At 43.0% G+C, this 25,812-nt stretch carries 27 protein-coding genes and 3 tRNA genes; 13 read left to right on the forward strand and 17 right to left on the reverse strand.

All coding sequences use genetic code 11. The annotated features are described in order from the left end of the window. Positions 1-96 precede the first annotated feature (96 nt). Together ACPUEY_RS08610 and ACPUEY_RS08615 are read left to right on the forward strand one after the other, a co-directional pair. Entirely contained in the window at positions 97-291 is a 195-nt protein-coding gene (locus tag ACPUEY_RS08610) for a hypothetical protein (RefSeq protein WP_425121810.1), read from the forward strand. Next, a complete protein-coding gene (locus ACPUEY_RS08615; RefSeq protein WP_425121811.1) occupies positions 263-664 on the forward strand; it encodes a restriction endonuclease in 402 nt (133 codons plus the stop codon). The genes ACPUEY_RS08610 and ACPUEY_RS08615 overlap by 29 nt, the downstream gene beginning before the upstream one ends. 104 nt (positions 665-768) lie before the next feature. On the opposite strand, the gene ACPUEY_RS08620 is transcribed toward ACPUEY_RS08615, so the two are convergent. From ACPUEY_RS08620 to ACPUEY_RS08630, 3 genes are all read right to left on the reverse strand, one after another. Next, complete coding sequence (locus ACPUEY_RS08620; RefSeq protein WP_425121812.1) at positions 769-1,740, reverse strand: methyltransferase; 972 nt, start codon at positions 1,738-1,740, stop codon at positions 769-771. A 297-nt stretch (positions 1,741-2,037) separates the two neighbouring features. Next, complete coding sequence (locus tag ACPUEY_RS08625) at positions 2,038-2,736, reverse strand: pirin family protein (protein WP_425121813.1); 699 nt, start codon at positions 2,734-2,736, stop codon at positions 2,038-2,040. Between the two features lie 194 nt (positions 2,737-2,930). Next, positions 2,931-4,169 carry a L,D-transpeptidase family protein gene (locus tag ACPUEY_RS08630; RefSeq protein WP_425121814.1) on the reverse strand — a complete coding sequence of 413 codons (1,239 nt, stop codon included), beginning with the start codon at positions 4,167-4,169 and terminating at the stop codon, positions 2,931-2,933. 203 nt (positions 4,170-4,372) lie between these two features. Here ACPUEY_RS08630 and hemE point away from each other — a divergent pair, with 203 nt between their 5' ends. From hemE to ACPUEY_RS08655, 5 genes are all read left to right on the forward strand, one after another. After that, positions 4,373-5,443: a uroporphyrinogen decarboxylase gene (hemE, locus tag ACPUEY_RS08635; RefSeq protein ID WP_425121815.1), complete on the forward strand. Its 1,071-nt coding sequence runs from the start codon at positions 4,373-4,375 to the stop codon at positions 5,441-5,443. Positions 5,444-5,482: 39 nt separating this feature from the next. Then, positions 5,483-6,283, forward strand: a complete 801-nt coding sequence (locus tag ACPUEY_RS08640) for a DUF817 family protein (protein WP_425121847.1) — start codon at positions 5,483-5,485, stop codon at positions 6,281-6,283. A gap of 145 nt (positions 6,284-6,428) precedes the next feature. Continuing rightward, the gene (locus ACPUEY_RS08645) at positions 6,429-6,899 is read left to right on the forward strand and encodes a DUF3015 family protein (RefSeq protein ID WP_092819898.1); all 471 of its coding nucleotides are present in this window, start codon (positions 6,429-6,431) and stop codon (positions 6,897-6,899) included. Between the two features lie 86 nt (positions 6,900-6,985). Next, on the forward strand, positions 6,986-8,887 hold the full coding sequence (locus tag ACPUEY_RS08650) for a DUF4105 domain-containing protein (RefSeq protein ID WP_425121816.1): 1,902 nt from the start codon (positions 6,986-6,988) through the stop codon (positions 8,885-8,887). A 135-nt stretch (positions 8,888-9,022) separates the two neighbouring features. Further along, positions 9,023-10,399, forward strand: a complete 1,377-nt coding sequence (locus ACPUEY_RS08655) for a diguanylate cyclase (protein WP_425121817.1) — start codon at positions 9,023-9,025, stop codon at positions 10,397-10,399. An 88-nt stretch (positions 10,400-10,487) separates the two neighbouring features. Here the strand turns inward: ACPUEY_RS08655 and ACPUEY_RS08660 are convergent, their stop codons facing one another. From ACPUEY_RS08660 to ACPUEY_RS08685, 6 genes are all read right to left on the reverse strand, one after another. Beyond that, complete coding sequence (locus tag ACPUEY_RS08660; protein WP_425121818.1) at positions 10,488-10,847, reverse strand: cupin domain-containing protein; 360 nt, start codon at positions 10,845-10,847, stop codon at positions 10,488-10,490. Between the two features lie 109 nt (positions 10,848-10,956). Beyond that, a complete protein-coding gene (folE, locus tag ACPUEY_RS08665) occupies positions 10,957-11,505 on the reverse strand; it encodes a GTP cyclohydrolase I FolE (RefSeq protein ID WP_425121848.1) in 549 nt (182 codons plus the stop codon). 94 nt (positions 11,506-11,599) lie between these two features. Then, positions 11,600-12,289: a Smr/MutS family protein gene (locus tag ACPUEY_RS08670; protein WP_425121819.1), complete on the reverse strand. Its 690-nt coding sequence runs from the start codon at positions 12,287-12,289 to the stop codon at positions 11,600-11,602. Between the two features lie 12 nt (positions 12,290-12,301). Continuing rightward, the gene (gene trpC / locus ACPUEY_RS08675; RefSeq protein WP_425121821.1) at positions 12,302-13,111 is read right to left on the reverse strand and encodes an indole-3-glycerol phosphate synthase TrpC; all 810 of its coding nucleotides are present in this window, start codon (positions 13,109-13,111) and stop codon (positions 12,302-12,304) included. Positions 13,112-13,129: 18 nt separating this feature from the next. After that, the gene (trpD, locus tag ACPUEY_RS08680; protein WP_425121822.1) at positions 13,130-14,176 is read right to left on the reverse strand and encodes an anthranilate phosphoribosyltransferase; all 1,047 of its coding nucleotides are present in this window, start codon (positions 14,174-14,176) and stop codon (positions 13,130-13,132) included. 17 nt (positions 14,177-14,193) lie between these two features. Continuing rightward, positions 14,194-14,778 carry an anthranilate synthase component II gene (locus ACPUEY_RS08685; RefSeq protein WP_131273239.1) on the reverse strand — a complete coding sequence of 195 codons (585 nt, stop codon included), beginning with the start codon at positions 14,776-14,778 and terminating at the stop codon, positions 14,194-14,196. Between the two features lie 954 nt (positions 14,779-15,732). On the opposite strand from ACPUEY_RS08685, the gene glnA reads away from it, so the two are divergent. The 4 genes from glnA (at position 15,733) to ubiA (ending at position 19,017) form a co-directional block, all read left to right on the forward strand. Continuing rightward, positions 15,733-17,148 (forward strand): type I glutamate--ammonia ligase, encoded by a 1,416-nt coding sequence (glnA, locus tag ACPUEY_RS08690; protein WP_425121823.1) that lies wholly within the window; start codon positions 15,733-15,735, stop codon positions 17,146-17,148. Between the two features lie 90 nt (positions 17,149-17,238). After that, positions 17,239-17,517 (forward strand): hypothetical protein, encoded by a 279-nt coding sequence (locus ACPUEY_RS08695; RefSeq protein ID WP_425121824.1) that lies wholly within the window; start codon positions 17,239-17,241, stop codon positions 17,515-17,517. 103 nt (positions 17,518-17,620) lie between these two features. Next, positions 17,621-18,121 (forward strand): chorismate--pyruvate lyase family protein, encoded by a 501-nt coding sequence (locus ACPUEY_RS08700; protein ID WP_131273322.1) that lies wholly within the window; start codon positions 17,621-17,623, stop codon positions 18,119-18,121. Between the two features lie 17 nt (positions 18,122-18,138). Continuing rightward, a complete protein-coding gene (gene ubiA, locus ACPUEY_RS08705) occupies positions 18,139-19,017 on the forward strand; it encodes a 4-hydroxybenzoate octaprenyltransferase (RefSeq protein ID WP_425121825.1) in 879 nt (292 codons plus the stop codon). A 440-nt stretch (positions 19,018-19,457) separates the two neighbouring features. On the opposite strand, the gene ACPUEY_RS08710 is transcribed toward ubiA, so the two are convergent. Continuing rightward, positions 19,458-20,342, reverse strand: coding sequence for a LysR family transcriptional regulator (locus tag ACPUEY_RS08710; RefSeq protein ID WP_425121826.1), 885 nt, complete (start codon positions 20,340-20,342; stop codon positions 19,458-19,460). Between the two features lie 188 nt (positions 20,343-20,530). Here ACPUEY_RS08710 and ACPUEY_RS08715 point away from each other — a divergent pair, with 188 nt between their 5' ends. Both ACPUEY_RS08715 and ACPUEY_RS08720 read left to right on the forward strand, forming a co-directional pair. Continuing rightward, entirely contained in the window at positions 20,531-22,273 is a 1,743-nt protein-coding gene (locus ACPUEY_RS08715; RefSeq protein WP_425121827.1) for an FAD-dependent monooxygenase, read from the forward strand. Between the two features lie 148 nt (positions 22,274-22,421). Next, positions 22,422-22,664 carry a hypothetical protein gene (locus tag ACPUEY_RS08720; RefSeq protein WP_425121828.1) on the forward strand — a complete coding sequence of 81 codons (243 nt, stop codon included), beginning with the start codon at positions 22,422-22,424 and terminating at the stop codon, positions 22,662-22,664. A 64-nt stretch (positions 22,665-22,728) separates the two neighbouring features. Here the strand turns inward: ACPUEY_RS08720 and ACPUEY_RS08725 are convergent, their stop codons facing one another. The 7 genes from ACPUEY_RS08725 to ACPUEY_RS08755 all read right to left on the reverse strand — a co-directional run bounded on the left by ACPUEY_RS08725 (position 22,729) and on the right by ACPUEY_RS08755 (position 25,765). Beyond that, positions 22,729-23,175, reverse strand: a complete 447-nt coding sequence (locus ACPUEY_RS08725) for a DUF2726 domain-containing protein (protein WP_425121829.1) — start codon at positions 23,173-23,175, stop codon at positions 22,729-22,731. A gap of 54 nt (positions 23,176-23,229) precedes the next feature. Next, positions 23,230-23,305: transfer RNA gene (locus tag ACPUEY_RS08730), tRNA-Asn, on the reverse strand. A gap of 103 nt (positions 23,306-23,408) precedes the next feature. Then, entirely contained in the window at positions 23,409-23,714 is a 306-nt protein-coding gene (locus ACPUEY_RS08735) for a hypothetical protein (RefSeq protein ID WP_425121830.1), read from the reverse strand. 197 nt (positions 23,715-23,911) lie between these two features. After that, a tRNA-Asn gene (locus tag ACPUEY_RS08740) sits at positions 23,912-23,987 on the reverse strand. A 5-nt stretch (positions 23,988-23,992) separates the two neighbouring features. After that, positions 23,993-24,068: transfer RNA gene (locus tag ACPUEY_RS08745), tRNA-Asn, on the reverse strand. A gap of 158 nt (positions 24,069-24,226) precedes the next feature. Continuing rightward, complete coding sequence (locus ACPUEY_RS08750; protein WP_092819991.1) at positions 24,227-24,853, reverse strand: superoxide dismutase; 627 nt, start codon at positions 24,851-24,853, stop codon at positions 24,227-24,229. 153 nt (positions 24,854-25,006) lie between these two features. Then, positions 25,007-25,765: a Nif3-like dinuclear metal center hexameric protein gene (locus tag ACPUEY_RS08755; RefSeq protein WP_425121831.1), complete on the reverse strand. Its 759-nt coding sequence runs from the start codon at positions 25,763-25,765 to the stop codon at positions 25,007-25,009. Positions 25,766-25,812: the final 47 nt, after the last annotated feature.

The following is a 25,812-nucleotide window of genomic DNA, read 5'->3' on the forward strand; positions in this document are numbered from 1 at the left end:
TATATTGTTACTTAGACAGGTAGGACATTTGATTTGTAGCGTTATTTTCATACCTCTATTTTATCAAAAGCCATATTGTTTTTTTCAGCATACTTTTTGAAACACCACCAAGATGCAATTGTTGAGTTACAAGAACAGGAATTAGAACAAGAAGAAATACCAGATGATGAAACAGTAACCAAAGTAATTAATGAATCAGCAAAGTATTCAACTGAAGATTTTATTATTCGTAGATTACATCAAAATTTAAACGGCTATCAGTTTGAAGAAGTTTGTCGCTCATTTGCTTGAATGCATGGGGTATGTTGCTAGGGTTACTCAGAGGTCGGGCGATGGTGGTGTTGATGTTATTGCTCACAAGGATACACTCGGGTTTGAACCGCCTATTATCAAGGTTCAATGTAAAAAAACTTTAACATCTAATGGATTACCTGAAATTAATCAACTTTTAGGTACTCTTGAAGATGGAGAATATGCTTTATTTGTTAATCTTGGGAGTTATAGCAATCAAGCAAAAAGTAAGGCTACAAATAAATCACGATTAAGGCTTATTGATGGTAAAGAAATTGTAGAGTTAATTTATCGTTATTATGAAGATTTTAAACCGCAATATAGAGCATTAATCTCTTTAAAGCAGGTTTTCATTCCTGATATTGGTGACTAATTTCTAGTATCGTCAACTAATTGTTGTTGATGTGGTACAGCAAGAGCTTCCCACTCATCATAAGACAAAATAGTTAGAAAAGCTGCTACTAATAGTAGTCACTTTTAACCCATCAATTCCACTTTCACCAAAACCAAAGCAATTCGTTCTATATGCTGATACGCCGGTTGCTCCAACTCTTCACCAAAAACATCGGGATCAATTTCCTCATAACACCAATGCATATTCGGTTGCGACAGCATCAATTTTTCAAGCTGTTCTAAAAAAGGATTACCGTCTGGACGGATAGCCACACCAGTATATAAAAATAAACATCCCTGCGGATTTAGTCGCTGAATGCCTTCTTTTACAATATTGAAGGCGAGTTCATTACCATCCAGTTGATTTCCACCATGCCGATATTGGCGCTGATCTGCATCCATTAAATAAGGCGGATTGGCAAAAATAAGGTCAAACTGTCCTTCCAGATGGTCATATAAATTGCTGTAAACTGGATAAATATTGTCTAAACCTGCAAAGCCGGCATTGATTTGACTATACAACAACGCTTTCGGATTAAGATCCGAGACGATTATTTCACTAAAGTCTGGATAATGTTTGGCCATGCTAATGGCAGCGGCCGAAGTACCACAGCACAATTCCACAGCACGTTTAAATGAATGGGGACGAGCTGCCAAATATTGTTTGAGATGATACTCAAAGCGGTAAGTGTCGGGACCAAAAAATACCGAATCCTGCTGAACGGTCGGGAAACTGGAATGAATGAATAATTCACGATCGAGTGAAGCGACACGTACATCACTCCGCCATTGATGATCCTGAAAATGGATAAGCTGATTGTCTTTCAGAATTTCGAAAAGCGCCGGCTCGAGATCAGTTTCGGCAAATGCCAAATTCCAGCCGAATATGTCCCGAAGCGTAATTGCAGTATTTTTTTCTTGTCTTTTTCGGCTCAGAATACGTTGATGGGAAAGTGGGGTAATGGCGGTAAACTGGTAGTCTCGCTGTTTTAAAAAATCTAATAAAAAAAGCAAAGCTTGTTGCTGGCTTGTTTGAATATCTAAAATCTGGTTCATATGGATTTTCTCTTCTCATAATGAATTTATGTCTTATGTTCAGGGTGTTTCCATGCATGCGTAAAATTAAAAATAAGACAAATTGATATTCACCTAAAAAAGCCTCGATTTAGGTAAAAATGTGATGAGGATTGGTGTGATTTATATATTTTTATTATCGGGATATATAGAAATTACCCTAAATTTTGAATGGCTAAATTATTAAAATTATTGATATTTAAGTATTTTAAAGAGGGTGAGATGACCATTTTACAATGATCATCTCAGGCTAAGTTTGATAAGCGGATAAATCGCGTTTTAATGCTTCACTTCAGGTAAATCGAACCAGATCACTTGTGCATCTTGCAAGGCTTCAATCTGGCTTGCCTCTAAAAAGGCAATGGCGCCACCAGCTTCTACAGTATGTTCTGCAATTTTGATTGCACCTGAAATCACATGCACATAATTGATATGTTGAGTCGCCTCAATAGGCAAACTTTGACCTTGTTGAATCACCGCAGTTTTTACTTCGGCTTGCTGACGAATATGCATCGGTGCATTTTCGTTAGGGCCAACAATCAAATGCCATTGATTCGGCTGTTCACGCGGGTCACATTTGATTTGTTGATAGCTTGGCTCTGCATTGCGTTCATTTGGAATAATCCAGATCTGCAATAAATGAACAGGCTCATCACCCTGGTTAATTTCACTGTGCTGAATACCTGTTCCGGCGCTCATCAGCTGCCATTCACCGGCAGAAATTCCACCTTCATTTCCCATGCTGTCTTTATGAGAAATCGTTCCCTTAAGCACACAGGTCAAAATTTCCATATTGTCATGAGGATGGGTACCAAAACCGTTATGCGCTGCAATCAGGTCATCATTAATCACGCGCAGGGCACTCACACCCATGAGTTTTGGATTGTACCAGCTGCCAAACGAGAAACTGTGTTTAGATTCAAGCCAGCCCATTTTGACATGACCACGGTTGTCACTTGGATGTAAAAAAGCATTCATCATGATGCTCCTATCATTATTTTTAAACATGGGCTTATTTTAATGGTTTGAAAATGACATAGAAATTATAAAATGACAACAAATCATTCTATTTTTGAAACGATGATTGTTGAAGATGTCTTTATTGTTCAGGCAGCAGGTTATAAAAAAAGCCTGCAACGGATGCAGGCTTTTCTTGATGCAGCGTACAGGAATTATTCCAGGAATTTAACCGTTACACCTGATTTGACTTTCTTGCCCAAGTCATTGGCATCCCAGTTGGTCAAGCGGATACAACCATGCGATGCAGTTTTGGAAATGGCAGAGGGGTTTGGCGTACCGTGAATACCAAAGGATTTTTTGCTTAAACCAATCCAGATGTTGCCTACAGGGCCATTCGGACCAGGCGGTAAAGAAAGTGGTTTAGTATTTTTACCTTGAATAAAGTTACTTGGTGAATAGCTGTACCATGGATTTGGCGCTACACCGGTAATTTTATAGGTACCTGTAGGAGATGGGGTATCTGAACTACCAATCGTGGCAGGGAATGATCCAATCATCTGGTTGCGGCTATTAAACAAGTACAGTTGTTTTGCACCTTTATGCGCAACGATCAGATGAATATCTTCCGGAACTTCATTGCGGATATTGGCCACAATGATTTTTTCACCGGCTTTTTTGAAGGTGGCTTTAGGATTCAACTTTTTCAAAAAGTCTTCATCCATATGGAATTTTTCACCGAGCATTTCCGTTACGCGTGTGTAATACAGACCTTTCATTTTGGCTTGCAAGGCATAATCGTGCGGAATGGTTTGTGCATAAGGACCTTTCAGGTCTGCATCGGTAATCGTATATTCAATAAATGCAGGTTTGGAACCTTGGCGAGCAATCAAAGCATTCCAGGTTTCCTGAGTTAAAATACCGGTTGGTTTAATGCCATTGATTTGCTGGAAGGAAGCAATCGCTTTAAGGGTATTTTTACCGCTTGCACCATCAATCGCACCCGGAGAAGCATGGGCATTGTTCAGCATCACATGTGCACGTGCATAAACAGGAAATTGACCCTTGCCAATATTGTCATACCATTCAGCGTTATTTAAACCTTCCAAGGTCCAGGACGCTTTCGCAGCAGCAGAAGTGGTACCGGTTGGAGTGCTCAGTGTTTTTGTTGTCGGTGCAGCGCCAATCGCAGCATTCTCATCTTCCGTATTTTGAAGATCTTGCAGGGTTTCTGAAGCCTTGTTCAGGTCATTTTGTTCTTGTGGTGTAATCTGCGTATTCGCAGTGCTGGCCGCACCAGATGCTGCATCGGTTGCAAGTGGATCAATCGGATCTTGAACTGCAATATTGGTCATCTTTTTAGGATTTAATGGTTGTTCAGCAGTAGATGCGGCAAATGCTGTACCTGCAAAAATGCAACTTAAACTCATGGCGAGTAATGTGCGAACGTACATGTAATTCAACCTTAAGAATTATTCATTAACTATGTGACAAAACTACGCAAGTATTGCAGAAAAAATGAGGAGATGCAGTATTTGTTTTGTGTAAAAATTATTTTACATTTAACGTGATCGATTTTTAGCTGCAAGAGAAGTTACTAAATTTTCGACCTTTTTGTTATGATGGTTCGAAGATTAAAAATGAGATGGGAAAGTAAATGACGACGCTAAAAAACGATCGTTTTCTGCGGGCCTTATTGCGTGAGCCGGTAGATACCACACCAGTTTGGATGATGCGTCAAGCAGGACGTTATTTGCCTGAATATCGTGAAACACGTGCCAAAGCAGGCGATTTTCTTTCCCTGTGCAAAAACAACGATTTTGCCTGTGAAGTGACCTTACAACCTTTGCGTCGTTATGATTTGGACGCTGCCATTCTATTTTCAGACATTTTAACCGTACCCGATGCTTTGGGGCTGGGACTTTATTTTGAAGCCGGGGAAGGTCCAAAGTTCCATAAAAGCATCCGCACAGAGCAAGATGTTGCCAGTTTGCCCAATTTCAATGCCAAATCCGACCTTGATTATGTGATGAATGCTGTAAGCACCATTCGTTCGGCATTGGGTGGACAAGTGCCGTTGATTGGTTTTTCAGGGAGTCCGTGGACACTGGCTACATATATGGTGGAAGGCGGTTCAAGCAAGGATTTCCGTTACACCAAACAGATGATGTATGCCCAGCCGGAAGTGTTGCACGCTTTGCTGGACCGCTTGGCGATTGCCGTGATTGATTATTTAAATGCGCAAATTGATGCCGGGGCGCAGGCGGTACAGATTTTTGACAGCTGGGGTGGTGCGCTGGCACATCGTGAATATATCGAATTTTCACTGAATTACATGCAAAAAATTGTTGCCGGTTTAAAACGTGAAAAAGACGGGCGTAAAGTTCCGGTTATTTTATTCACCAAAGGCGGCGGCCAGTGGCTTGAGCCTATGGTGGCCACTGGTGCAGACGCGTTTGGACTGGACTGGACCACGCCTTTGAATGTCGCCCGCCAAACCGTGAATGGTCGTGCTGCATTACAGGGTAACCTCGATCCGGCCACCTTATATGGCACGCCAGCATCGATTGAAAAAGCCACCAAAGCCATGCTGGATGATGCTTATGCGCATGGCGAGAAAACCGGTTATGTGGCCAACCTGGGCCATGGTATTACCCAGTGGGTTGATCCTGCGAATCCTAAAGTGTTTATTGATACGGTGCATGAATATAGCGCCAAATATTTATAAATAGATGTGAGTTCACTCAGTTTTCAGGATTCAACCTTGATCAGTTTTTTTAAATCATGTTTTGAGTTCTCATTTAAGGCAGCTTCGGCTGCCTTATTTGGGATATTGCTGCTGATTGCTTTTGCACTTAGTGCATCTATGGGGAGCCAGGAGTTTTACGGCTTTTTCCGGTATGATTACTTATTGTTCTATGCCTTAATCATTCAGGCCTGTTTGCTGTATTTAAAACTGGAATCCTGGGCCGAAGCCAAGGTTATTGCCTTGTTCCATATTCTGGCCATGGGCATGGAAATTTTTCTGACCCATCCGCAAATAGCATCCTGGCAATATCCGCAGCCGGCAGTGTTTAAAATACTGACGGTTCCTTTATTTGCAGGCTTTATGTATTCGGCAGTCGGCAGTTTTTTTGCACGCTCACTCAGGCTGTATCAGGTGTCATTTGAGAAATTGCCGGGTTTTAACAACATGCTGGCTTTGGCGGTGCTGTCCTATATCAACTTCATGAGCAAGTTTTTTGTTCCCGATATTCGCCTGTTGCTTTTCGCCTGGAGTGTGATCATTTTCTGGAAAACCAAAATTCGCTTCCAGTTACAGCAACATCAGATTCAGCTACCGATGTTAGTCGTACTGATTGTATTGGCGTTTATTATCTGGATTGCGGAAAATATCAGTACCTTTAATAAAATCTGGCTCTATCCCAGTCAGGTCGAAACTTGGCATATGGTCGGTTGGGGCAAGATGGGGTCGTGGTATTTACTGCTGCTTTTGAGTCTGGTTTTGGTGCTAAAAATACTGGGTAATCGCAGCAAAGATGGGGTCTGGACTTTAAAAAATAAATAATTTCAATGACTTGTATGTTTAAAAATAACTTTAGTAGAAATTGCTTTGCGTTATCAGAAAGTTGCAGCTATCTTACAGAGGTGTAATAAAATTTACACAACTGTGAAGAATTAGAACGCTTGAATAATAAATTTGGAGAATAACCATGTTGAAAAAATTAGCTTTAGCTGCAGTGGTTGCACTTGGTTCTACCGCGGCATTTGCAGATCGAGATGCAGGTTGTGGTATCGGTTCTCAAGTCTGGGCAGGTCAATCCGGTAAGGTGCCTAAAATTCTTGCTGCAACGACCAATGGCCTTTTTGCCAACCAATTATTCGGTATTACTTTTGGTACGCTGGGGTGTAGCGGTACAGGTACGGTGACGGCTCAAGCGGTGACTTTTACCAATGAAAATGCTGAATCTTTGGCACGTGACATGGCTGTGGGTGAGGGGGAAAGCCTAAATGTACTGGCTGAACTTTTAAACATTAAAGCGCAAGACAAAGCCCGTTTCTTTGCGGTTTCTAAACAGAATTTCGCTCAAATTTATTCTGCAGAAAATCACGATTCACTTCAGGTACTTGCTTCTTTGCAAGCAGTGATGGCTAAAGATGAAGTGCTGAAAGCCTACGTATAATTGAATGTCCCAAAACCCTGTCAGTCTGACGGGGTTTTTTCTTATTTTACCTTTCTTCTTGAATAAAAGATAAGTACCCAATTTGCATGAAATCACTTGCGTTCGTTTTTGCTTTAAGCTCTTCCACCATTGCCTATTCTGCAACGACTGCTCAAACTGCTCAAGCTTACATCGCTCAGCCCTACATAGAACGTGCAGACCAACAACAATTAGACCAGAACATCACCTGGCAAAGACTGATGTATGCCGATAAACAAGGACAAAGTGAAGTCAGCTATGCAGGTTATTTTTTATCAAACGGCGGGAAGGCAGATTTAAAGCAGGAATTACATGCCAATATCCAGGCCTTGTTTCAACCCGCAGCGCCGAATCAATCAGTACGTTGCCGTTTTCCAGCACGCAGTCAGTGGTTAATGCAGCAACTCAATCTTTCAGCACAACAATTACCAGAAGTCACTTGTCCGGAACTGGACGACTGGATTGGACAGATCAAGCCCTATAAAGCAACCCTCATCTATGCCACCGACTTTATGGGCAATCCCAGTTCCATGTTTGGGCATACCTTGTTGCGTCTGGACCCTAAAGATCAAAAACAGCTCAATTTAGTGTCTTATGCGGTGAATTATGCGGCAACAGTCACCAATGGTGAAGGCTGGGCTTTTGCCTGGAATGGCCTGACCGGGCAGTATCCGGGTGAATATTCCTTAATGCCTTATTACCGCAAGGTAAAAGAATATGGCGATCTGGAAAGCCGTGATTTGTGGGAATATGAACTCAGTTTGACCCCTGATGAAACCCGATTTTTAGTGCAGCACATTTGGGAAATGAAACATGTCAGTTTCCCTTATTACTTTGTGGGTGATAACTGTGCTTATCGCTTATTGGGGCTCATTGAGCTGGTTCGTCCACAGCTGAATTTAAAACAACAGTTTAAAGTTGCAGCCATTCCGGTGGAAACCATTAAGGCCATAGAGCAGCAAGGTTTGGTGAAAGAGACAGTTTACCGGCCCGCTTTGGAAACCCAGCTCTTAGCGCAAGCCAGACAGCATGGTAAAAAGCTGGCTAAAGTGGCGCATCAAGTCGCTTTTACCGAAACAGTAGAGATGTCTAAGCACATAGAATCTTATAACGACTTCGATAAAGCCAAGATTTTAGAAATGGCCTATGACGATTTATATCTGCAATTGATTGGAGCCAAAGTTGAACCAGGTTTTGCCCAGCCACGCTTGCGCCAGCTATTGAGTATGCGCAGTGAAATAGATCTGGAAAAACAGCGCCAGCAACCGCAACGCCTTAAAGTAGACCCCACTCAAGCGCATGATGCCCGTCATTTTTCGGTCAATCTGGGTGAGGTACAGGGTGAGAAGTTTGTCGAGCTGGGACATCGTCAGGCTTATCATGACCTGATTGATCCACAAGGGGGCTTTAGGACCGGAACACAGTTGCTTTTTTGGCAGGACTCAATCCAGTATCGTGATGATAAGTTGAAACTGGAGCACTTTGATTTTCTGAATGTGAATTCCTATAACCCGATAACTCCATTTAAAACGCCACTCAGCTGGGGTTTTAACCTGGGCTGGAAGCAGGAATCGCTGGATCAAAATGGCCGATTCAGTGAGCATGAGCAGCATGGCCTTGCCCATTTAAAGGTTCAGATAGGCTATAGCTATGCAGACCCGGAACGTGAGCATGTGTGCTATATGCAGCTGCAAAACCATATACAGGTTGGCAAGGCGTTAGAGCAGGGCTGGCGTATCGGGATGGGACCTACCATAGGCTGCCAGAATATCTGGTCAGATAAAATCAATAGCTTAATACAAGTTGAATTACCTTATTGGCAAGATTCACAGCAATGGCAGCTTAAACTGGATAGCCACCTGCAATATGTCCTGAATCATCAAAATGCGATTCGTTTCAGTTGGCAATACCAGCAACAAGACCATAAGGACTGGATGAAAACCAGTCTGGGATATGTACGGTTTTTTTAGTAGCTTATAAGAAATTTATTTTTTCTCACTATTTATGAAAAACATCGAATAGTTCACAACGTTACTTTGTAAAAATTTGTTATATTATTCACCTAAAAATCTCCCTCATATTCTCAAGGTGCTGGAATCAATAGTATGAATACTGAAAGCATTGCCACGCTTGCTGCACAATGGAAGTCGGTTTGTCAGAGCTTTTCAACAACTGATTTAAATGACACCTTTCAATTTATCCAAGCGCATTCCCAAACACTGGTCTATGAGTTTTATAAAAATATCATGCAGGAAAAGGAAGCCTCCTATTTCTTATCCGATGATATGGTGCAAAACCGTTTAAAAACCACGTTGAATCAATGGTTAATCGATTGTTTTAATGTGCCGCTACAGCAGAACTTTATCGAGATTGTCGAAAAGCAGCTGATGGTCGGCAAAGTGCATGCGCGTATCGGTATTCCATCCTGGCTGATTATGCGGGGCATCGGTGAAATTGAAAAGAAAGTCTTTTTGCTTCAGGCCGAGCAGGTACAAGAAAACAGTCTGCTGATTGCAGCGTATATTGTACAGATACTGGGTTTTGCTTCGGAAATTATGTGCCGCTCCTATGAAGTCAATCTAGAAAAAAATAATGATATAAAACATACCTATCGTTTATTTTCAGCCATGCAGGATGTAGCCTCGCAAAAGGACAAGCAGCGCAGTTCGTTATTGGACTGGGAAAATGAGCTGATGTTTAAGGTATTTTCGAATGAGCCGAAATTTACGCATCCCTTGCTGTCCAAATCTGAATTTGGTTTATGGTTTATCCATAAAGCCGCTTATGCCTTTACCGGGTCTGAGCAGGTTTCGGTCATTATTGACCGTATTCACCAGAGTGATCTGCTGAGCCAGCAAGTTTTGAATGCAGCTGCAAGAGAGCAGGCCATTCAGCTCATCCAGCATATTCGTGAAAACAACAGGGAGATTCAGCATCTGGTCGATCAGCTGTTTCAGGTGGCTGACTATATCGACTCGGGCAGTGATTCCCTCACTCAACTGCTCAATCGGCGCTATTTGCATACCATTGTTTCGCGGGAGATTAATTTTTCCCGTAAAAATAATACGCCTTTGTCTTTGCTGGCCATAGATGCCGATTACTTTAAACGGATTAATGACAAATTCGGCCATGCAGCCGGTGATTCGGCTTTAAAGTTTATTGGTGAAGTGCTGCTCGATTCCATTAAGGGCAGTGATTATGCCTTCCGCGTGGGTGGAGAAGAGTTTTTATTGCTGCTGGTGGATAGTGATCTGGTTCGGGCACAAGAGATTGCAGAAAAGGTCCGTAGCCGGATTCAGGAAACCACCATTCGTACCAGTATGGGCATCAGTTTTAATTTTACCGTCAGTATTGGCTGTGCACTGTATGATGGTCATCCTGACTATCAGCGTTTCTTGGATGCGGCAGATGCAGCGCTTTATGCGGCAAAAAACAATGGCCGAAACTGCATTCAGGTCACCAAGCAGGCAGCTAAGGCTTAATCTGGAAAAATCAAATCGATGAATAAAAAACTCCTTTAAGCTTGGGGAGTTTTTTGGAAATTTCAGGCGGATGTCTATTCTGTGAAAATCAGGCTTCGACAATCACGTAGTATTTTTTCACGGCTTCAACCACTTCGAAGCTTCCCGCAAAGCTTGGCGGAATAATTCCGGCATTTCCGGCGCTCACTTCAATATAAGTTCCAGCCGCTTGGTCGTGGATACGAACCACCCCTTCAATCACTTGAAAGAATTCCTGTTTGTTGTCGGCAAACTGAATGTTCCAGCAGCCCACTTCACAGTGCCAGATACCACAGTCCATATTTGGATGTTCATACAGGCTATACGTTTCACGTTGAGGATTACCTTGCACCAAACGGTCAGGGCGGGGGTAATCAATTGATTTTTCAGCCTGCGTTAAACCTTGTCCGGCTAACCAAAGTTGCGACATGAGCGATCCTTAAATGTATATACTTCAATCAGGTACGTTAAAGTCTTATAGACTCTAAGCTCACATAAAAAAAGCCTCAACAGATCTTGAGGCTTTTTTTAGCATGAAATTAATAGCTTTCAGGTAAAGCCGCTAAAAATTCACGACGTTCCTCTTTATTGGTTTTAAAATCGCCCACAAAAGACACGGTACGGGTGGTGGATTCCTGTTTGCCTACACCGCGCATCATCATGCACATATGCGCAGAATCAATCATTACCGCAACACCGCGAGCTTTGGTCACTTCAGCCACTGCTTCCGCAATTTGCTGGGTCAGGTTTTCCTGAATTTGCAAGCGGCGCGCAAACATTTCAGTAATACGGGCAAATTTGGATAAACCCAATACCTGGCCTTCAGGTAAATACGCAATATGTACACGGCCATAGAACGGCAGTAAATGATGTTCGCAGAGTGAGTAGAATTCGATATTTTTGACCAGGACCATTTCACGGTTGTCAGAGGGGAAGACCGCACTATTGGTCACTTCTTCCAGAGTTTTGCTATATCCAGACGTTAAATACGAAAAAGCTTTAGCAGCACGCATTGGCGTATCTTTAAGACCCGGACGATTAAGATCTTCACCAACGGCAGTTAAAATGTTGGCGTAGGATTGCTGCATAGACATAAGACGTGTTCACTTACACTGATATTGAACAAGGACGGCATTGTAGCAGAAAACCGCTACAATGCCCTGTTTTAGTGAAAAATTCCGATTACTGTTTGAATTTTGGGTTCTTTTCGCTTCGTTTGAGCAGAACCAGAACCGCACCTGTGCCGCCTTGCTTTTCAGGCGCACTGACAAAGGCCAAAACATCACGGTGCTGACGCAGCCAGCCGTTGACATAGGTTTTTAAAATCGCTTCCGGACCTTTGCCGTGCACAATCTTAATCACGTTCTGATTTTCATCTTTGGCCATCTGAATAATTTGCAGTACCGCAACACGTGCTTCTTCTACAGTACAGCCATGCAAGTCAACCGCCTCAAACCAGCGCAGGTTGCCTGCTTTTAAATCTTCAAAGACTTTGTGCTGCAACGTTGCAATGCGGTAGCTTAATGTGGCCTGGCTGGCCACGGGATTAAGCATGGCTTGGGTATCGGACAATTCGGTCGCATCGGTTTGCATAGGGCCGGTCGCAGCTGCACGTTTTGCTAAGGTTTGTGCATCCGGTTTTTTCTTTGAGGCTTTTTCAAGTTTGGCAATGTTGCCGGTGTCCATTTTCTTGACACCTTGCATTTGCTTTTGAAAAAGTGCGAAGTCATCTTCCTGCTCCTGTTCAGCAGCCTTTTGCACAGGCGCAGGCTGCTTCGCAATATTCGAGGAATGCGGATGAGTGATTTGCTTTTTAAAAGATTTCAGTAAATTGTACTGATCTTTCGAAAGCGAAGAATCATGTTTACTCATAATCTCTAATATTCATTCAATCGTTACAGGCTGACCAAACAATGCAGTAAAGGCTTGATCTGGACGAGGCTGTTTCATAAAACTTTCACCCACAAGGAAGGCATGAATATCATGTTCTTGCATCATGTGGACATCATCTGGTGTGGCAATGCCGCTTTCAGTCACCAATAAGCGTGAAGGCTCAAGCAATTTCTTTAAACGCAATGATGTGTTCAAGTCGACATCAAAAGTTTTTAAATTGCGGTTATTCACGCCCAGCAAACAACGTTCTGAAAGTCGTAAAGCACGTTCCAGCTCATCTTCATCATGCACTTCAACCAGTACATCCAGATTGTGCTCGAATGCAGTTTTAGACATTTCTTCCAGTTGCTGGTCAGACAGGCACGCCACAATTAAAAGAATACAGTCTGCATGCAGGGCACGGGCTTCAATCACGCCATACGGGTCAATCAGGAAATCCTTGCGTAATGCCGGCAGGGCACAGTGCGAACGGGCAATCCGGATATTTTCGTCCGCACCCTGGAAAAAGTCCACATCTGTCAGTACAGACAGGCAAGCAGCGCCTGCCTGTTCATACTGCTGGGCTATCTCGGCAGGATTGAAATTTTCACGAATCACGCCTTTCGATGGAGAGGCTTTCTTGATTTCAGCGATCACACCCGGGCGTTTACTTTGTAAAGATTGTGCAAAACCACGCACAGGTGTTGCCGCCTGAGCCAGTTCTTCCACATCTTTATAGCTGTGTTGCTTAAGACGAGCAGCAAATTCTTGCTGTTTGCGATCCACAATTTTGCCTAAAATTGTATTTGCGATATCTACCATGATCTTTGTCCTACTGTCTTAAGCTTCGTATTCTTTTAACGTTTTTGTATATTCAGACAAAATGCCCATCTTTTCTAAAGCTTGCCCGCCATAAATAATGTCATGTGCCAATGCGACACCCTGTTTATAGCTATTGGTCAAACCTGAAACGTAGATGCCTGCACCGGCATTCAGTGCCACCATATTGGCCGCTTTTTCACCCAGAGCCGATTTTTTCTTGCCTAAGGCATCTTTAATCAAAGTCAGGCTTTCAGCTGCGCTATCTACAGAAAGGCCGGTCAAGGTTTGTGATTCAATATCGACGGCTTCGGGTTGAATTTCCCATTCGGTAATTTCACTGTCTTTCAGTTCAGCCACATAAGTGGAAGAGGCCAGACTGATTTCATCCAGACCATCTTTAGAATGCACCACCATTACATGTTCTGCCCCTAGCTGTTTGAGTACCTCAGCCATTGGACGGCAAAGTTCAGTCGAGAATACGCCAATCACAAAACGTTTCACCCCGGCCGGATTGGTCAGCGGACCAAGCAGGTTGAAAATACTGCGGAAGCCGAGTTCTTTACGTGGACCAGCAGCGTATTTCATGGCTTTGTGATGATTGGGTGCAAACAGGAAACCGACCCCCATTTCACGGATACAGCGTTCAGTTTGCTGCATGTTCAGGTCAAGGTTGATGCCTGCCTGTTCAAGCAGGTCAGAAGAACCTGATTTGGATGACACACCGCGGCCGCCATGTTTGGCAATGGTTGCACCTGCGGCTGCAATGACAAAACTTGATGCAGTAGACACGTTAAACAGGTTTTGTCCGTCGCCCCCCGTACCTACAATATCGACCAGGTGAGGTAAGTCACTGACATCAATTTTAATTGCAAACTCACGCATGACACGAGCAGCGGCAGTAATTTCGTCAATACTTTCGCCTTTTAAGCGCAGTCCCATCATCAAGGCACCAATCTGTGCATCGGTTGCTTCACCTTGCATGATGGTACGCATCACTTCTTCCATTTGCGGTTGAGTGAGTTCGATATTTTTAGTGATGTTATTTAAAGCTTGTTGAATATTCATAGTCTTTGTAGCACTCGTTATGCGTAAATTTCTAAAAAGTTTTTGAAGATTTGGTGACCGTGTTCACTCAGAATGGATTCCGGATGGAACTGCACGCCTTCAACCGGCAATGTCTTATGTTTCACACCCATGATTTCTTCCATAGAGCCATCTTCTTCATTGGTCCAGCAGGTGACTTCCAGACATTCCGGCAAGGTTGCCTGATCAATTACCAGAGAATGATAGCGCGTTGCCGAAAATGGAGAAGGCAGATTGCTGAAAATCCCTTTGTTACTGTGATACATGTCCGATAAGCGGCCATGCATGACTTTTTTGGCACGAATCACATCTCCACCAAAAGCTTGACCAATACTTTGATGTCCCAAACACACGCCCAATAAAGGAATTTTGCCGGCAAAGTGCTGGATTGCAGGAATGGAAATGCCTGCTTCGCTTGGTGAACACGGGCCGGGACCAATGACGAGATACTTCGGTTGCCATCGCTCGATATCTTCCAATGTCACGGCATCATTACGGACTACTTTTACTTCCTGATTTAACTCGCCAAAATACTGCACGATGTTGTAGGTAAAAGAGTCATAGTTGTCGATCATTAAAAGCATGAGCTAACCTATTGAAATTTGCGCACGTATATGTGCTCGAATAGTCCAAGAATACTCGCATGATTCGGATTTTCACTGCATGGTCCAACCTGAACCAAAGGCAGCAAAATGGCTAAAAAATGGAGTGTGAATAATCATAGCAAAAAATAAACATTTTCGGCTGAACTATTTCCAGGATAATGATTTTATAGAAATCACTATATGAGAATAAGCTGATTTATTTGCATTTTATGGTGGAGAAAATTCATTCAAGACAAGGTTAATCATGGAATGCTACTGTGAAAATAGGCTACAGATCAAAGATCAATTTCAAAACTTAATATTAAGTCTTAATGTGTTTTGGTAATAAGCTATCTAAAGGTAAGTTTAAACTGCTTAAATTTTACCTCATTGAAGTTTGGCTTCATAAAAAACCATAAATCACTTAAAATCAGATTTATGGATTGTCACCAAAATGGCGCAGAGTATTTCATGCTGTCGATAGTCTGAAATATGGGCAGTTTAAAAGTTGAAAAATGAAAAACATATGAATAATAATGAGATATGTTTGATTTTAAGTTTAAATAATTTTCGGCTTCAACGCGACAATATTAAAAATATTCCATAATGAAATCATTAACATGACAGAAAACAAATTATTAAGAATTTATTTTAAGCGGGACTGATGGATATTCAGTCAAAACAGCAGCTTTTCAAGCTATAGAAAATAAGTGTGCACCAATTTGATACATTAAAAGCCACTTTTCAAGTAAATGTGATTATGAGTGTTTGAATATGGTGCATTTAGATTTACACACAGTATAATAGCAACAAAGCAAAAGGCTCAAATCTTCTATTCTGATAAAGAATTCAGTATTTTAGCTTTGCTTTTTTAAAGTTGGTACGAGAATTGCTTTATAGACACCAACTACTAACACGCACTTAGCAGGTGCAACAAAAAATCATCGGAGCAAAATGAGCATGGCGAACAAGGTCCTTCAACTCATCCAAGAAAGTGGCGCAAAATGGGTCGATTTTCGCTTTACTGATACTAAGGGTAAAGAGCAGCACGTAACTTACCCTGCAGATACAATCGACGAAGATACTTTTGAAGACGGTAAAATGTTTGACGGTTCTTCAATTGCTGGTTGGAAAGGCATTGAAGCTTCTGACATGATCTTGCGTCCAGACGCTGAAACATGTTTCCTTGACCCGTTCTTCGCTGAAGCTACAGTTGTGGTAACTTGTGACGTAATCGAGCCATCTACTGGTCAAGGTTATGAACGTGACCCGCGCTCTATCGCTCGCCGTGCAGAAGAATATTTAAAATCAACAGGTATCGGTGATACTGCATTCTTCGGTCCAGAACCAGAATTCTTCGTGTTTGACGAAGTGAAATGGGACATCGACATGTCTGGCGCGCGCCACACATTGATCGCTGAAGAAGCTGCCTGGTCTACTGGTAACAGCTATGAATCAGGTAACTCTGGTCACCGTCCACGCGTTAAAGGCGGTTACTTCCCGGTTCCACCAGTTGACTCTCATCAAGATATGCGTGCTGATATGTGTGCACGTATTGAAGACATCATGGGCCCAGGCCGTGTAGAAGTACACCACCACGAAGTTGCTTCTTGCCAGCTTGAAATTGGCGTAAGCTTCAACACGATGGTTCGTAAAGCTGACGAAGTACAACAGTTCAAATATGCAGTTTGGAACGTCGCGCATCAATACGCTAAAACTGCAACCTTTATGCCTAAACCAATGGTAGGTGATAACGGTTCTGGTATGCACGTTCACATGTCTATCTCTAAAGACGGCAAGAACCTGTTTGCTGGTGATGAATATGCAGGCTTGTCAGAAATGGCATTGTACTTCATCGGCGGTGTGATCAAGCACGCTCGTTCATTGAACGCGATCACTAACCCGTCTACTAACTCGTACAAACGTTTAGTACCACATTTCGAAGCACCGATCATGCTTGCTTACTCAGCACGCAACCGTTCAGCTTCTATCCGTATTCCTTACGTATCTAGCCCTAAAGGCAAGCGTATTGAAGCACGTTTCCCAGATCCAATGATGAACCCGTACTTAGGTTTCGCTGCATTGTTGATGGCTGGTCTTGACGGTATTCAAAACAAGATTCACCCAGGTGAAGCTGCTGACAAGAACCTGTACGATCTTCCCCCTGAAGAAGAAGCTAAAATCCCTACAGTGGCTCACAGCCTGGATATGGCGCTTGAAGCTCTTGCAGCGGATCACGATTACCTGCTTAAAGGTGGCGTGTTCACTAAAGAAATGCTTGATGCCTATATCGAACTTAAAACTGAAGAAGTACGTCGTCTGAACACGACTACTCACCCAGTTGAATTCGACATGTACTACAGCCTGTAATTCATATTCGAATTTAGGTTCAAGAAAAACCCGCGCTTGTCGCGGGTTTTTTGTATGATGGGGGTTAAGATTTACAAGAGTCCTCCATTTATGGCAAAGCCACGTAAAAAACAAACCAGCTTTTATCCTTGGATCGATCCGTTTGATCATGACAAGGGATTTAAAATGAATTTCTCGACTGTGGAATATCTGGAAGTAGGCCGTACTGTGGAGGGTTATAAGCAGGCTGAGTTTGTCGGTCTTAAAAATCCTGAATTGGCTCTGGATTATGCTTATCCTGAAAGCTTTTATTTAAGTGCCGAAGGCATGATTTTAATTAAGACTCCGCAGGGAAAATTTGAAGTCATTGCCAAAACAGACAACTGTTAAACCAAAATTTCATTTCAAATTAAATGATAACAAGTAAACTCAAGTCTTCTGAAGATCATTTAAACTGTGTATAAATTTTCATATTTTTAAGAGCTTTATGGTTATGCGTGAACCGCGTGCATACGCAAATCAAAATTCAATTGTTTTACCTGCATTAAAGCCCTGGTTATATGCTTCAGGTTCACTGACACAACAATTAACCGATTTGGCAGGTGGGGTATTCAAGGTCCAGCCCATTGAAGAGCATTATCAACGTTTAAGCCGGGTGGATAGCCGCTGGATGAACATGCCGCATCAGCATACCTCCTGGGTACGTGAAAGCTATTTATATGGCTGTGAAGCCCAGCCCTGGGTCAAGGCGAAAAGTATTTTTCCCATATTAAGCTTGCAGCGTCGGGCGCGACTTTTTAAGCATATCGGTAAAAAACCGATCGGATGGTTTTTATTTCAGCGTACCAATCCAGATTGCGAGCGCCGTGTCATTCTGCTGGAAGATGGCTGGACGCGGCAAAGTTGTTATACTTGGCATGGTTGTAAATTCATTGTGCAGGAAACTTTTTTACCTGCATTTGAGCAATTTATTCAACAAAAAATTAAACAGTAACCTGGTTAAGGATTGTCATGGCAACTGCGCATCAAATTACCTGGCGTGAACGCCTGGAAGCTTATTATTATCTTTGCCGTTTTGATAAGCCGATTGGTACAGAACTGGTGTTTTGGCCCACCATGTGGGCACTATGGATTGCCAATCAGGGTATGCCATCCATCAGCATTCTGATTCCCATGATTTTGGGCACCATTTTTATGCGGGCGGCAGGTTGTGCCATTAATGATTTTGCTGACCGTAAAGTCGATGCCCATGTGGAACGGACCAAAACCCGTCCACTGGCGACCGGAATAATCAGTGCTCAAGAAGCGATATATGTATTTTTGGCCCTGGTGGCTGCCAGTGCCTGCATGCTGTTTTTCTTGCCAATAGAAACCTTTTACTGGTCATTTGGGGCGTTGTTCCTGGCGTTTATCTATCCCTTTATGAAACGCTATACCCATTTGCCGCAAGTGTTTTTGGGGGCGGCATTTTCCTGGTCCATTCCAATGGCCTATACGGCGGTGGGGCAGACACCGGATTTAACCTGCTGGCTTTTGTACTTTGGCAATCTGGCCTGGACCGTGGCTTATGATACCCAATATGCCATTACCGACCGTGAATATGATTTAAAGATCGGGGTGAAGTCGACGGCGATTTTATTCGGTAAATATGACATTGAGATTATTTCTTTATTGCAAGTCATCAGCCTTGTATTGATTGGCAGTGCCCTGTATCTGGAAAATCTGTTGATGCCATTTGGTTTAATCGCATTGCTCTGTGTGGCAGCTGATTTTATCTATCAATGGAGCAAGACCCGTGATCGCGATCCGCAGCGCTGTTTCTGGGCATTCCGTCATAACCGCTGGGTAGGTGTCATGATTTTTGCTGGAATTTTCCTTGCCTTGTTTTAGCGATTATTTGAAGTAAAAATCGTCATAAAAAGTGTCCATGCAGATAATGCTGATCAGTTAAGGAGTTTCGAAATAAACTCTTTAGCTTTTTAGTAGTTCACGACGGAGTCTTACCGTTTCAAATCAAAGTCTTGCAGCTCATTTGTTACTTTGGTTTCGCCCTGAGGAGCACTGCTTCGTAAGACCAAAGGCATCTTGCGGAGCAATGCTCCTCACCGCAAAATTCGTCAGCCACTATCAACTAGCAAATTTGTCGCAGAAACAATCATTTTTTTAATCTTGCGGTGCAATGCACCTCATGCCTCAAACAGTTGCGGATGACTTTTCCACATATCAACTACAGTCATGAATTTAAAAAAGAAAATACCAGTCAATTTCTTAACTGACTGGTATTAGTCTATACGGATACTTTTTAGTATGGGTAAAGATCAGTTGCAACATCAGCCCAACTGAATTTGCATCTTTAGTTCCCGGGTAATGAACTGGAGGGCGGCATTTTTGGAATTTTTCCTGAAACTGGCATACAACTGCAGGGTCGGAAGCTCGAATTCGGTCGCCACCATCTGGACATGATCGCCTAAAAATTTCAGCAGGTATTCCGGAACGAAACTAAAGCCCAGGCCCATATTGATCATGTTGATATGTTGCAGGACATTGGTCACCCAGAGCATCTGATGATGCGGCAGGTGCTTGAGCTGCAATTGTTGATTGATCTTTTCATAGAACACCGGTGATGCACTTTGTTCACACATGATGATGTTCTGTTTGCTCAGGTATTCACGGTTAATCTGATGTTTGGAAGGATGGAGTTTCTCTGCCGCCACGACATAAATTTTTTCAGTCAGTAAGCACAGGTTTTCATAATCATCATGCTGCACGGCGTAACGGGTAAAGGTCAGGTCGAGCTCTGCATTCTTTAGGCGCTGAATCTGTTCAATGCAGGTCAGGCTTTGTACATGAATGTGCAGATCTGGAATTTGCTGCTTGAGTTTGTCTAGAATTAAGGGCATGACCTTCAGTTCTGCCACATTTAAAAAGCCAATATAAATCTGGTTGTTTTTATTGTAGGCGACCTGACGTGCAGCAGAGATAGCGAGCTGGGCATTTTCCAGCGCATTCTGTGCATAAGGTAAAAAGGCTTCACCTTCATCAGTTAGACGGATTTTTTTAGCAGAGCGGTCAAACAATAATACCCCAACTTCTTCTTCCAGGTCTTTAATCTGCTGGCTTAATGAAGGCTGTGCGGTAAACATTTTTTCGGCCGCCTTGGTGAAACTGCCTTGCTGAACTACGCTGACAAAATATCTTAAATGACGTAATTCCATAATTCACCACACCTATAAACCCGATTGCACAGCCTGATTCTGGGTTGATGCTGCACGTCAGATTATGAAATGTGGCAGACCTAAAAACTATGCAACCATAGTTTAAGCCTATGGGTGTTCTGTCAAATCAGGATGTTGCATACACTGAGGTCAGACAGCTAAAGGGTGGCATTGGAAAGGAGCAGGTGATGTCTGAGCAATTTGATACGGATGTGCTGGTGGTGGGAACAGGTCCTGCGGGATCAACCTTGGGACTGGCATTGGCTAGTTATGGCATTAAAGTCCAGCTTTTTACCCAGTTTAGCTGGCTGGCCAACAGTCCACGTGCACATATTACCAATCAGCGTGCCATGGAAGTGTTGCGCGATCTGGGCGTAGAAGAACAGGTCAAGCAGATTGCCACGCCTTGGGAGCAGATGGGGGAAAGCCTGATTACCACCAGCCTGGTTGGGGAAGAAATTGCCCGTCTGAGCGCCTGGGGTACCGGTGATGAACGGCATGGCGATTATATCAAGGGTAGTCCCTGCCCATTGGTAGATCTGATCCAGCCGAAAATGGAAGCATTGTTAGCAAAAAATGCTGCTGAACGCGGTGCGATTTATAACTTTAATACCGAATATCTATCTCATACGCAGGATGAACACGGTGTGACGGCAACTTTTTTAAACCGGATTACCAATAGCGAGTTTAGCTTGCGTGCCAAATATCTGGTGGGTATGGATGGCGCACGTTCTAAAATTGTCGAGCAGTTAAATCTGCCGCTGGAAGGTGTCATGGCACGTGCCGGTACCGTGTATGTGACCTTCAAGGCAGATTTAAGCCAATACGTGCAGCATCGCCCGGCCATCCTGCAATGGATTGTTAATCCCGAAGCCAGTTTTGGTGACCTGGGCATGGGTCTGTTGCGCGCCATTACCCCATGGAATGAGTGGATCATGGGCTGGGGATTTGACATTTCCAAAGGTGAGCCACAAGTGACCGAGGAACAGGTTCGTGCCCGCCTGAATGCTTTTGTCGGAGCTGAAGTTGCAGAAGTAGACATCCAAAAACTGTCGTATTGGTATGTGAATCAGCCCTGGGCGACAGAGTATTCCAAAGGTCATGTGTTCTGCGGCGGCGATGCCGTACACCGTCATCCACCATCCAGCGGTTTAGGCTCGAATACCTGCATGCAGGATGCCTTTAACCTCGGCTGGAAACTGGCCTATGCGGTGAAAGGTTGGAGCAAGGAAAGCTTGCTGGATTCTTATACTTATGAGCGTGTACCTGTGGGCAAACAGATAGTGGCCCGTGCCAATCAGTCCCGTTTTGACTATAAGCATCTCAAAGATGTCTTTGGTTTTGATGAGGGGGTCACGACACAGGCGGCGATGTTGCAGCGAATTTTCGCTGAAGATGACGCGGGTGCCGAGATTCGTCAAAAATTATTCCAGGCGCTCGAGATCAAGCATTTTGAATTTAATGCCCAAGGGGTAGAGCTGAATCAGCGTTATGATTCAAATGCTGTGATTGCCGAGGCGACAGCGGAAACCTTTATGCAGGATCCGCAGCTTTACTTGCAGGCAACGACACGTCCGGGAGCAAAAGTGCCGCATACCTGGCTGATTGATGCCAAAGGACAGAAGCAATCAACGCTGGATATCGTGGGACAGGGCCGTTTTACCTTGCTGACCGGGCTGTCCGGTACAGGCTGGAAAAACGCGGTACATGCCCTGAATCTGCCTTATCTGGACATAATTCAGATTGGTTCCCGTGAATACCGTGATGTTTACGGAACCTGGAACCGGAAATCTGAAATCCATGAAGCGGGTGCTGTACTGGTACGTCCGGATGGTTATGTGGCTTGGCGGATGCAGGACAAGCCTGAAGCAGGCTTTAATTATCTAAAAACCTTGCGAGAAGTATTAGAGAGCATTCAGCTTGCTGTCTGACTTTGATGGGTTTTGACGAAAAAAAGCCGGTTTCGACCGGCTTTTTGATGCAAGTTTACAAAGTAGGCGAATGATCTGTTGAGACAGCACAGGGTTTTGTTATAGTGGGCAGGAAAATTTAGTGTATATAGATTGACAGGTATTGATTATGTCGCAGTCAGGCGTGAAACCAAATCCCAAGAAGATGATTATTCTGATGAGTCTGGGTTTGCTTATCCCGATTTTTCTGGTCTCTATGGCTTATTTGGCAGTCAGTAGCGACGAGAAAAACCAGCAAAAATACAAGCAGCAGCAGGCTGAAATGCTGGAGCGGATCAAAGCCCGTGAAGCAGCTGAGCAGGCTGCTTCTAACGCTACCGTAGAGCCGTCTGAACAGCAAGCCAGCAAATAATTGAACGATTTATATTGAATCAGGCCACCGTAGCATGCGGTGGCTTTTTTATGCCGAAATGGAATTAATTTAAAATGTCTTTTTTTAAGTTATGGACACTTGGAATATCCATATAGCGATAGACCTGATAGCCTGCTTCGTTCAGCATGGCATCACGCTCGGCATCTTCCTGTTCCTTGCCTAGATGGCTGGGATCGTCCAGTTCAATAATTGCGACCACTTCGAGCTTTTGATTGAGTAAAACGAAGTCGGTGACTTTACGGTTAAACTTGTTGCGTATCTTAAAGTTGTCATTGGTGATTAAGGCGCTAAAAGCAACCTGCGCCAAAATATGATGTTGCGGAAAAGCTTCTTTCAGCCGGATAAACATTTTGCTTTCAAAAGTCGTGATCACACGCTTTGGAAAAAACTTCTGCCGTGGTTTGAACAGTTGCTGAAAAATAATGGTCAGCAAAGCGAGCGTGGCAATGCAACCAATAAGGAAAAAAGTGGCTTGGCTTGAATTGAACACAATAAAATCTTGATATAAGAAAAAACCCACTCTGTTGAGTGGGTTTTTAGAATCTGGCTCTCCAACCTGGGCTCGAACCAGGGACCTGCGGATTAACAGTCCGTCGCTCTACCGACTGAGCTATTGGAGAATCTGGTACGCATTCTATGTATCTCAGCTTAAAGGGTCAAGGGCTGAGGGTTAAAAAAGCCATGAAAATGAATTGAATGTCTTAAAAATAAGCTTTTTACGGATTATTTAAGTGCTTTTATCTGCTCTATATAATTTTCTTTACTTTGTAAGGGCTGTGCTTTACGGCATTCATTGATCAATTCCATCAGCTCGGCTTGGGTGAGCTCGGGCTTAAGCTGTTGCTGAATATGTTTTAAAACCTCCGGGTTCTTTTGCGATAAATTACGGGTGCAATGAAACAGGCGTTCATACATGAGCGCGGAAGCCTGTTTTTTATTTTCAGAATTTTGACTGCATTGAAACACCGCGAACATGACAACAATCAAAATAATCCAGAAAATGAGAGATTTTAACCAGGTTGCATTCATGGCAGTTTATTAGAATATTTTTATTCAGATTAACATAACGAAATTTTAACCGGCGAACAATAGATAGGTGAATGGTCTACAATTTACAAGCGGGCTGTTTAAGGCAGGTATTTAAAAAATGGTGTTGAGATGAGCGGTGAATAGAAATGCGGGATATAAAAAAGCCCACTTCATGATGAGTGGGCTTTTTAGAATCTTGGCTCTTCCACCTGGGCTCGAACCAGGGACCTGCGGATTAACAGTCCGTCGCTCTACCGACTGAGCTATGGAAGAATAGATGGCTCTCCAACCTGGGCTCGAACCAGGGACCTGCGGATTAACAGTCCGTCGCTCTACCGACTGAGCTATTGGAGAATCTGAAGCGCATTTTAGGGATGAAAACTCTGGTCGTCAACAAGATAATGTAAAGAAATGAATCATTTGCTTTATTAATATGCATTTGGCTTCTGAAAATAAAAAAACCACCCTTAAAGGATGGTTTTTTATGCAAAAAATAAAATTTATTTCAAATCTTATTTTTCAACGCCAGCTTCTTGGCCAGCATATTTAGCATTTGCATAATCCCAGTTTACCAAGCTTTCAAGGAAAGTTTTGATATAAGCAGGACGTGCATTGCGGTAGTCGATGTAGTAAGCGTGTTCCCAAACGTCAATCGTCAACACTGCAACTTTACCGTGCGCAAGTGGAGTGTCAGCATTTGAAGTTTTAAGAATAGAAAGGCTACCATTTACTTCATCAGCAACCAACCAAGCCCAGCCTGAACCGAATTGAGTAGTTGCAGCAGCAGCAAATTCTTCAGCAAATTTTTCATAAGAACCGAAAGCTTCATCAATTTTAGCCGCTAAAGCACCAGTCGCTTTACCACCACCGTTTTTAGCCATACAGTTCCAGTAGAATGTATGGTTCCAAACTTGAGCCGCGTTGTTGAATACGCCAACTTTAGCAGCATCACCAGCAGATGCTTTAATGATTTCTTCTAAAGTTTTACCTTCAAGGTCTGTGCCTTTGATCAGGTTATTCAAGTTCACAACGTAAGTGTTGTGGTGTTTGTCGTGATGGTATTCTAAAGTTTCTTTGCTGATGTGCGGAGCAAGATCTTCATAACCGTATGGAAGTGCCGGTAAAGTAATCGTTGTCATGTCTTCAATTCCTTGCGTTTTGCTGGGTTTTAACATTAAGTGGCTTTATTGTAATAGATTCTTGAGGAAAATTGCGCATTGCTTATAAATAACAATACAGAATAAAGCCTCAATTTATACGTATAAAGAAAATGTTAAACCGCTCATGTTGAATTAAATCGGATTGTTTAATTCGAAGTAACTATACTCAATATCGAACTGTTCTGAAATAGCTTTTGCCAGACGTTGTACCCCATATCGTTCGGTGGCATGATGTCCGCAGGCATAGTAGTGTACATTCAGTTCTTTGGCTTCATAAAAAGTACGTTCACTGACCTCGCCGGAAATGTAGGCATCGCAATTTTGAGCGGCAGCTTTACCAATAAAATCCTGAGCGCCACCGGTACAATAAGCTACTTTCTGAATGCTGGTTTTTTCGGCAGGCAGATGGATGGCGCTAAAATTTAAACGTTCAGACACATACTGTTTAAAGTCTTCAGCAGACATGGCGGTTTTTAAATAACCGATATTGCCAATTGGGTTGCGTTCAGCCGGATCTAAAGCCTCAATATTTTCTAAAGCTAAAATGTCGGCAATGGCGGCATTATTGCCTAAAGTAGGGTGACTATCTAAAGGCAAATGGTAGCCGACCAGTGAGATATCATGCTGAATCAGGCTTTTAATACGTTTACCGCGCATACCAGTAATCGGGTAGGGTTCGCCTTTCCAGAAATAGCCATGATGAACCAGCAGTAAATCGGCACCTTGTGCAATGGCAGCCTCAATTGCATCCTGAGATGCCGTAACAGCGCACAAAATTCTACTAATCTCCGGTTTGCCTTCTATTTGCAAGCCATTTGGTGCATAGTCTTTAAATTCGTGTGATTTCAGGGTTTGATCACACCACTGAATAATTTCATGGAGCTTTGCCATAAATTTCTCAAAAGCCTTAATATTGAATATCATCAAAACATATTTTG

Origin of the sequence: Acinetobacter sp. G11 (genome assembly GCF_049808495.1) — a bacterium.
Lineage (GTDB): Bacteria > Pseudomonadota > Gammaproteobacteria > Pseudomonadales > Moraxellaceae > Acinetobacter > Acinetobacter kookii.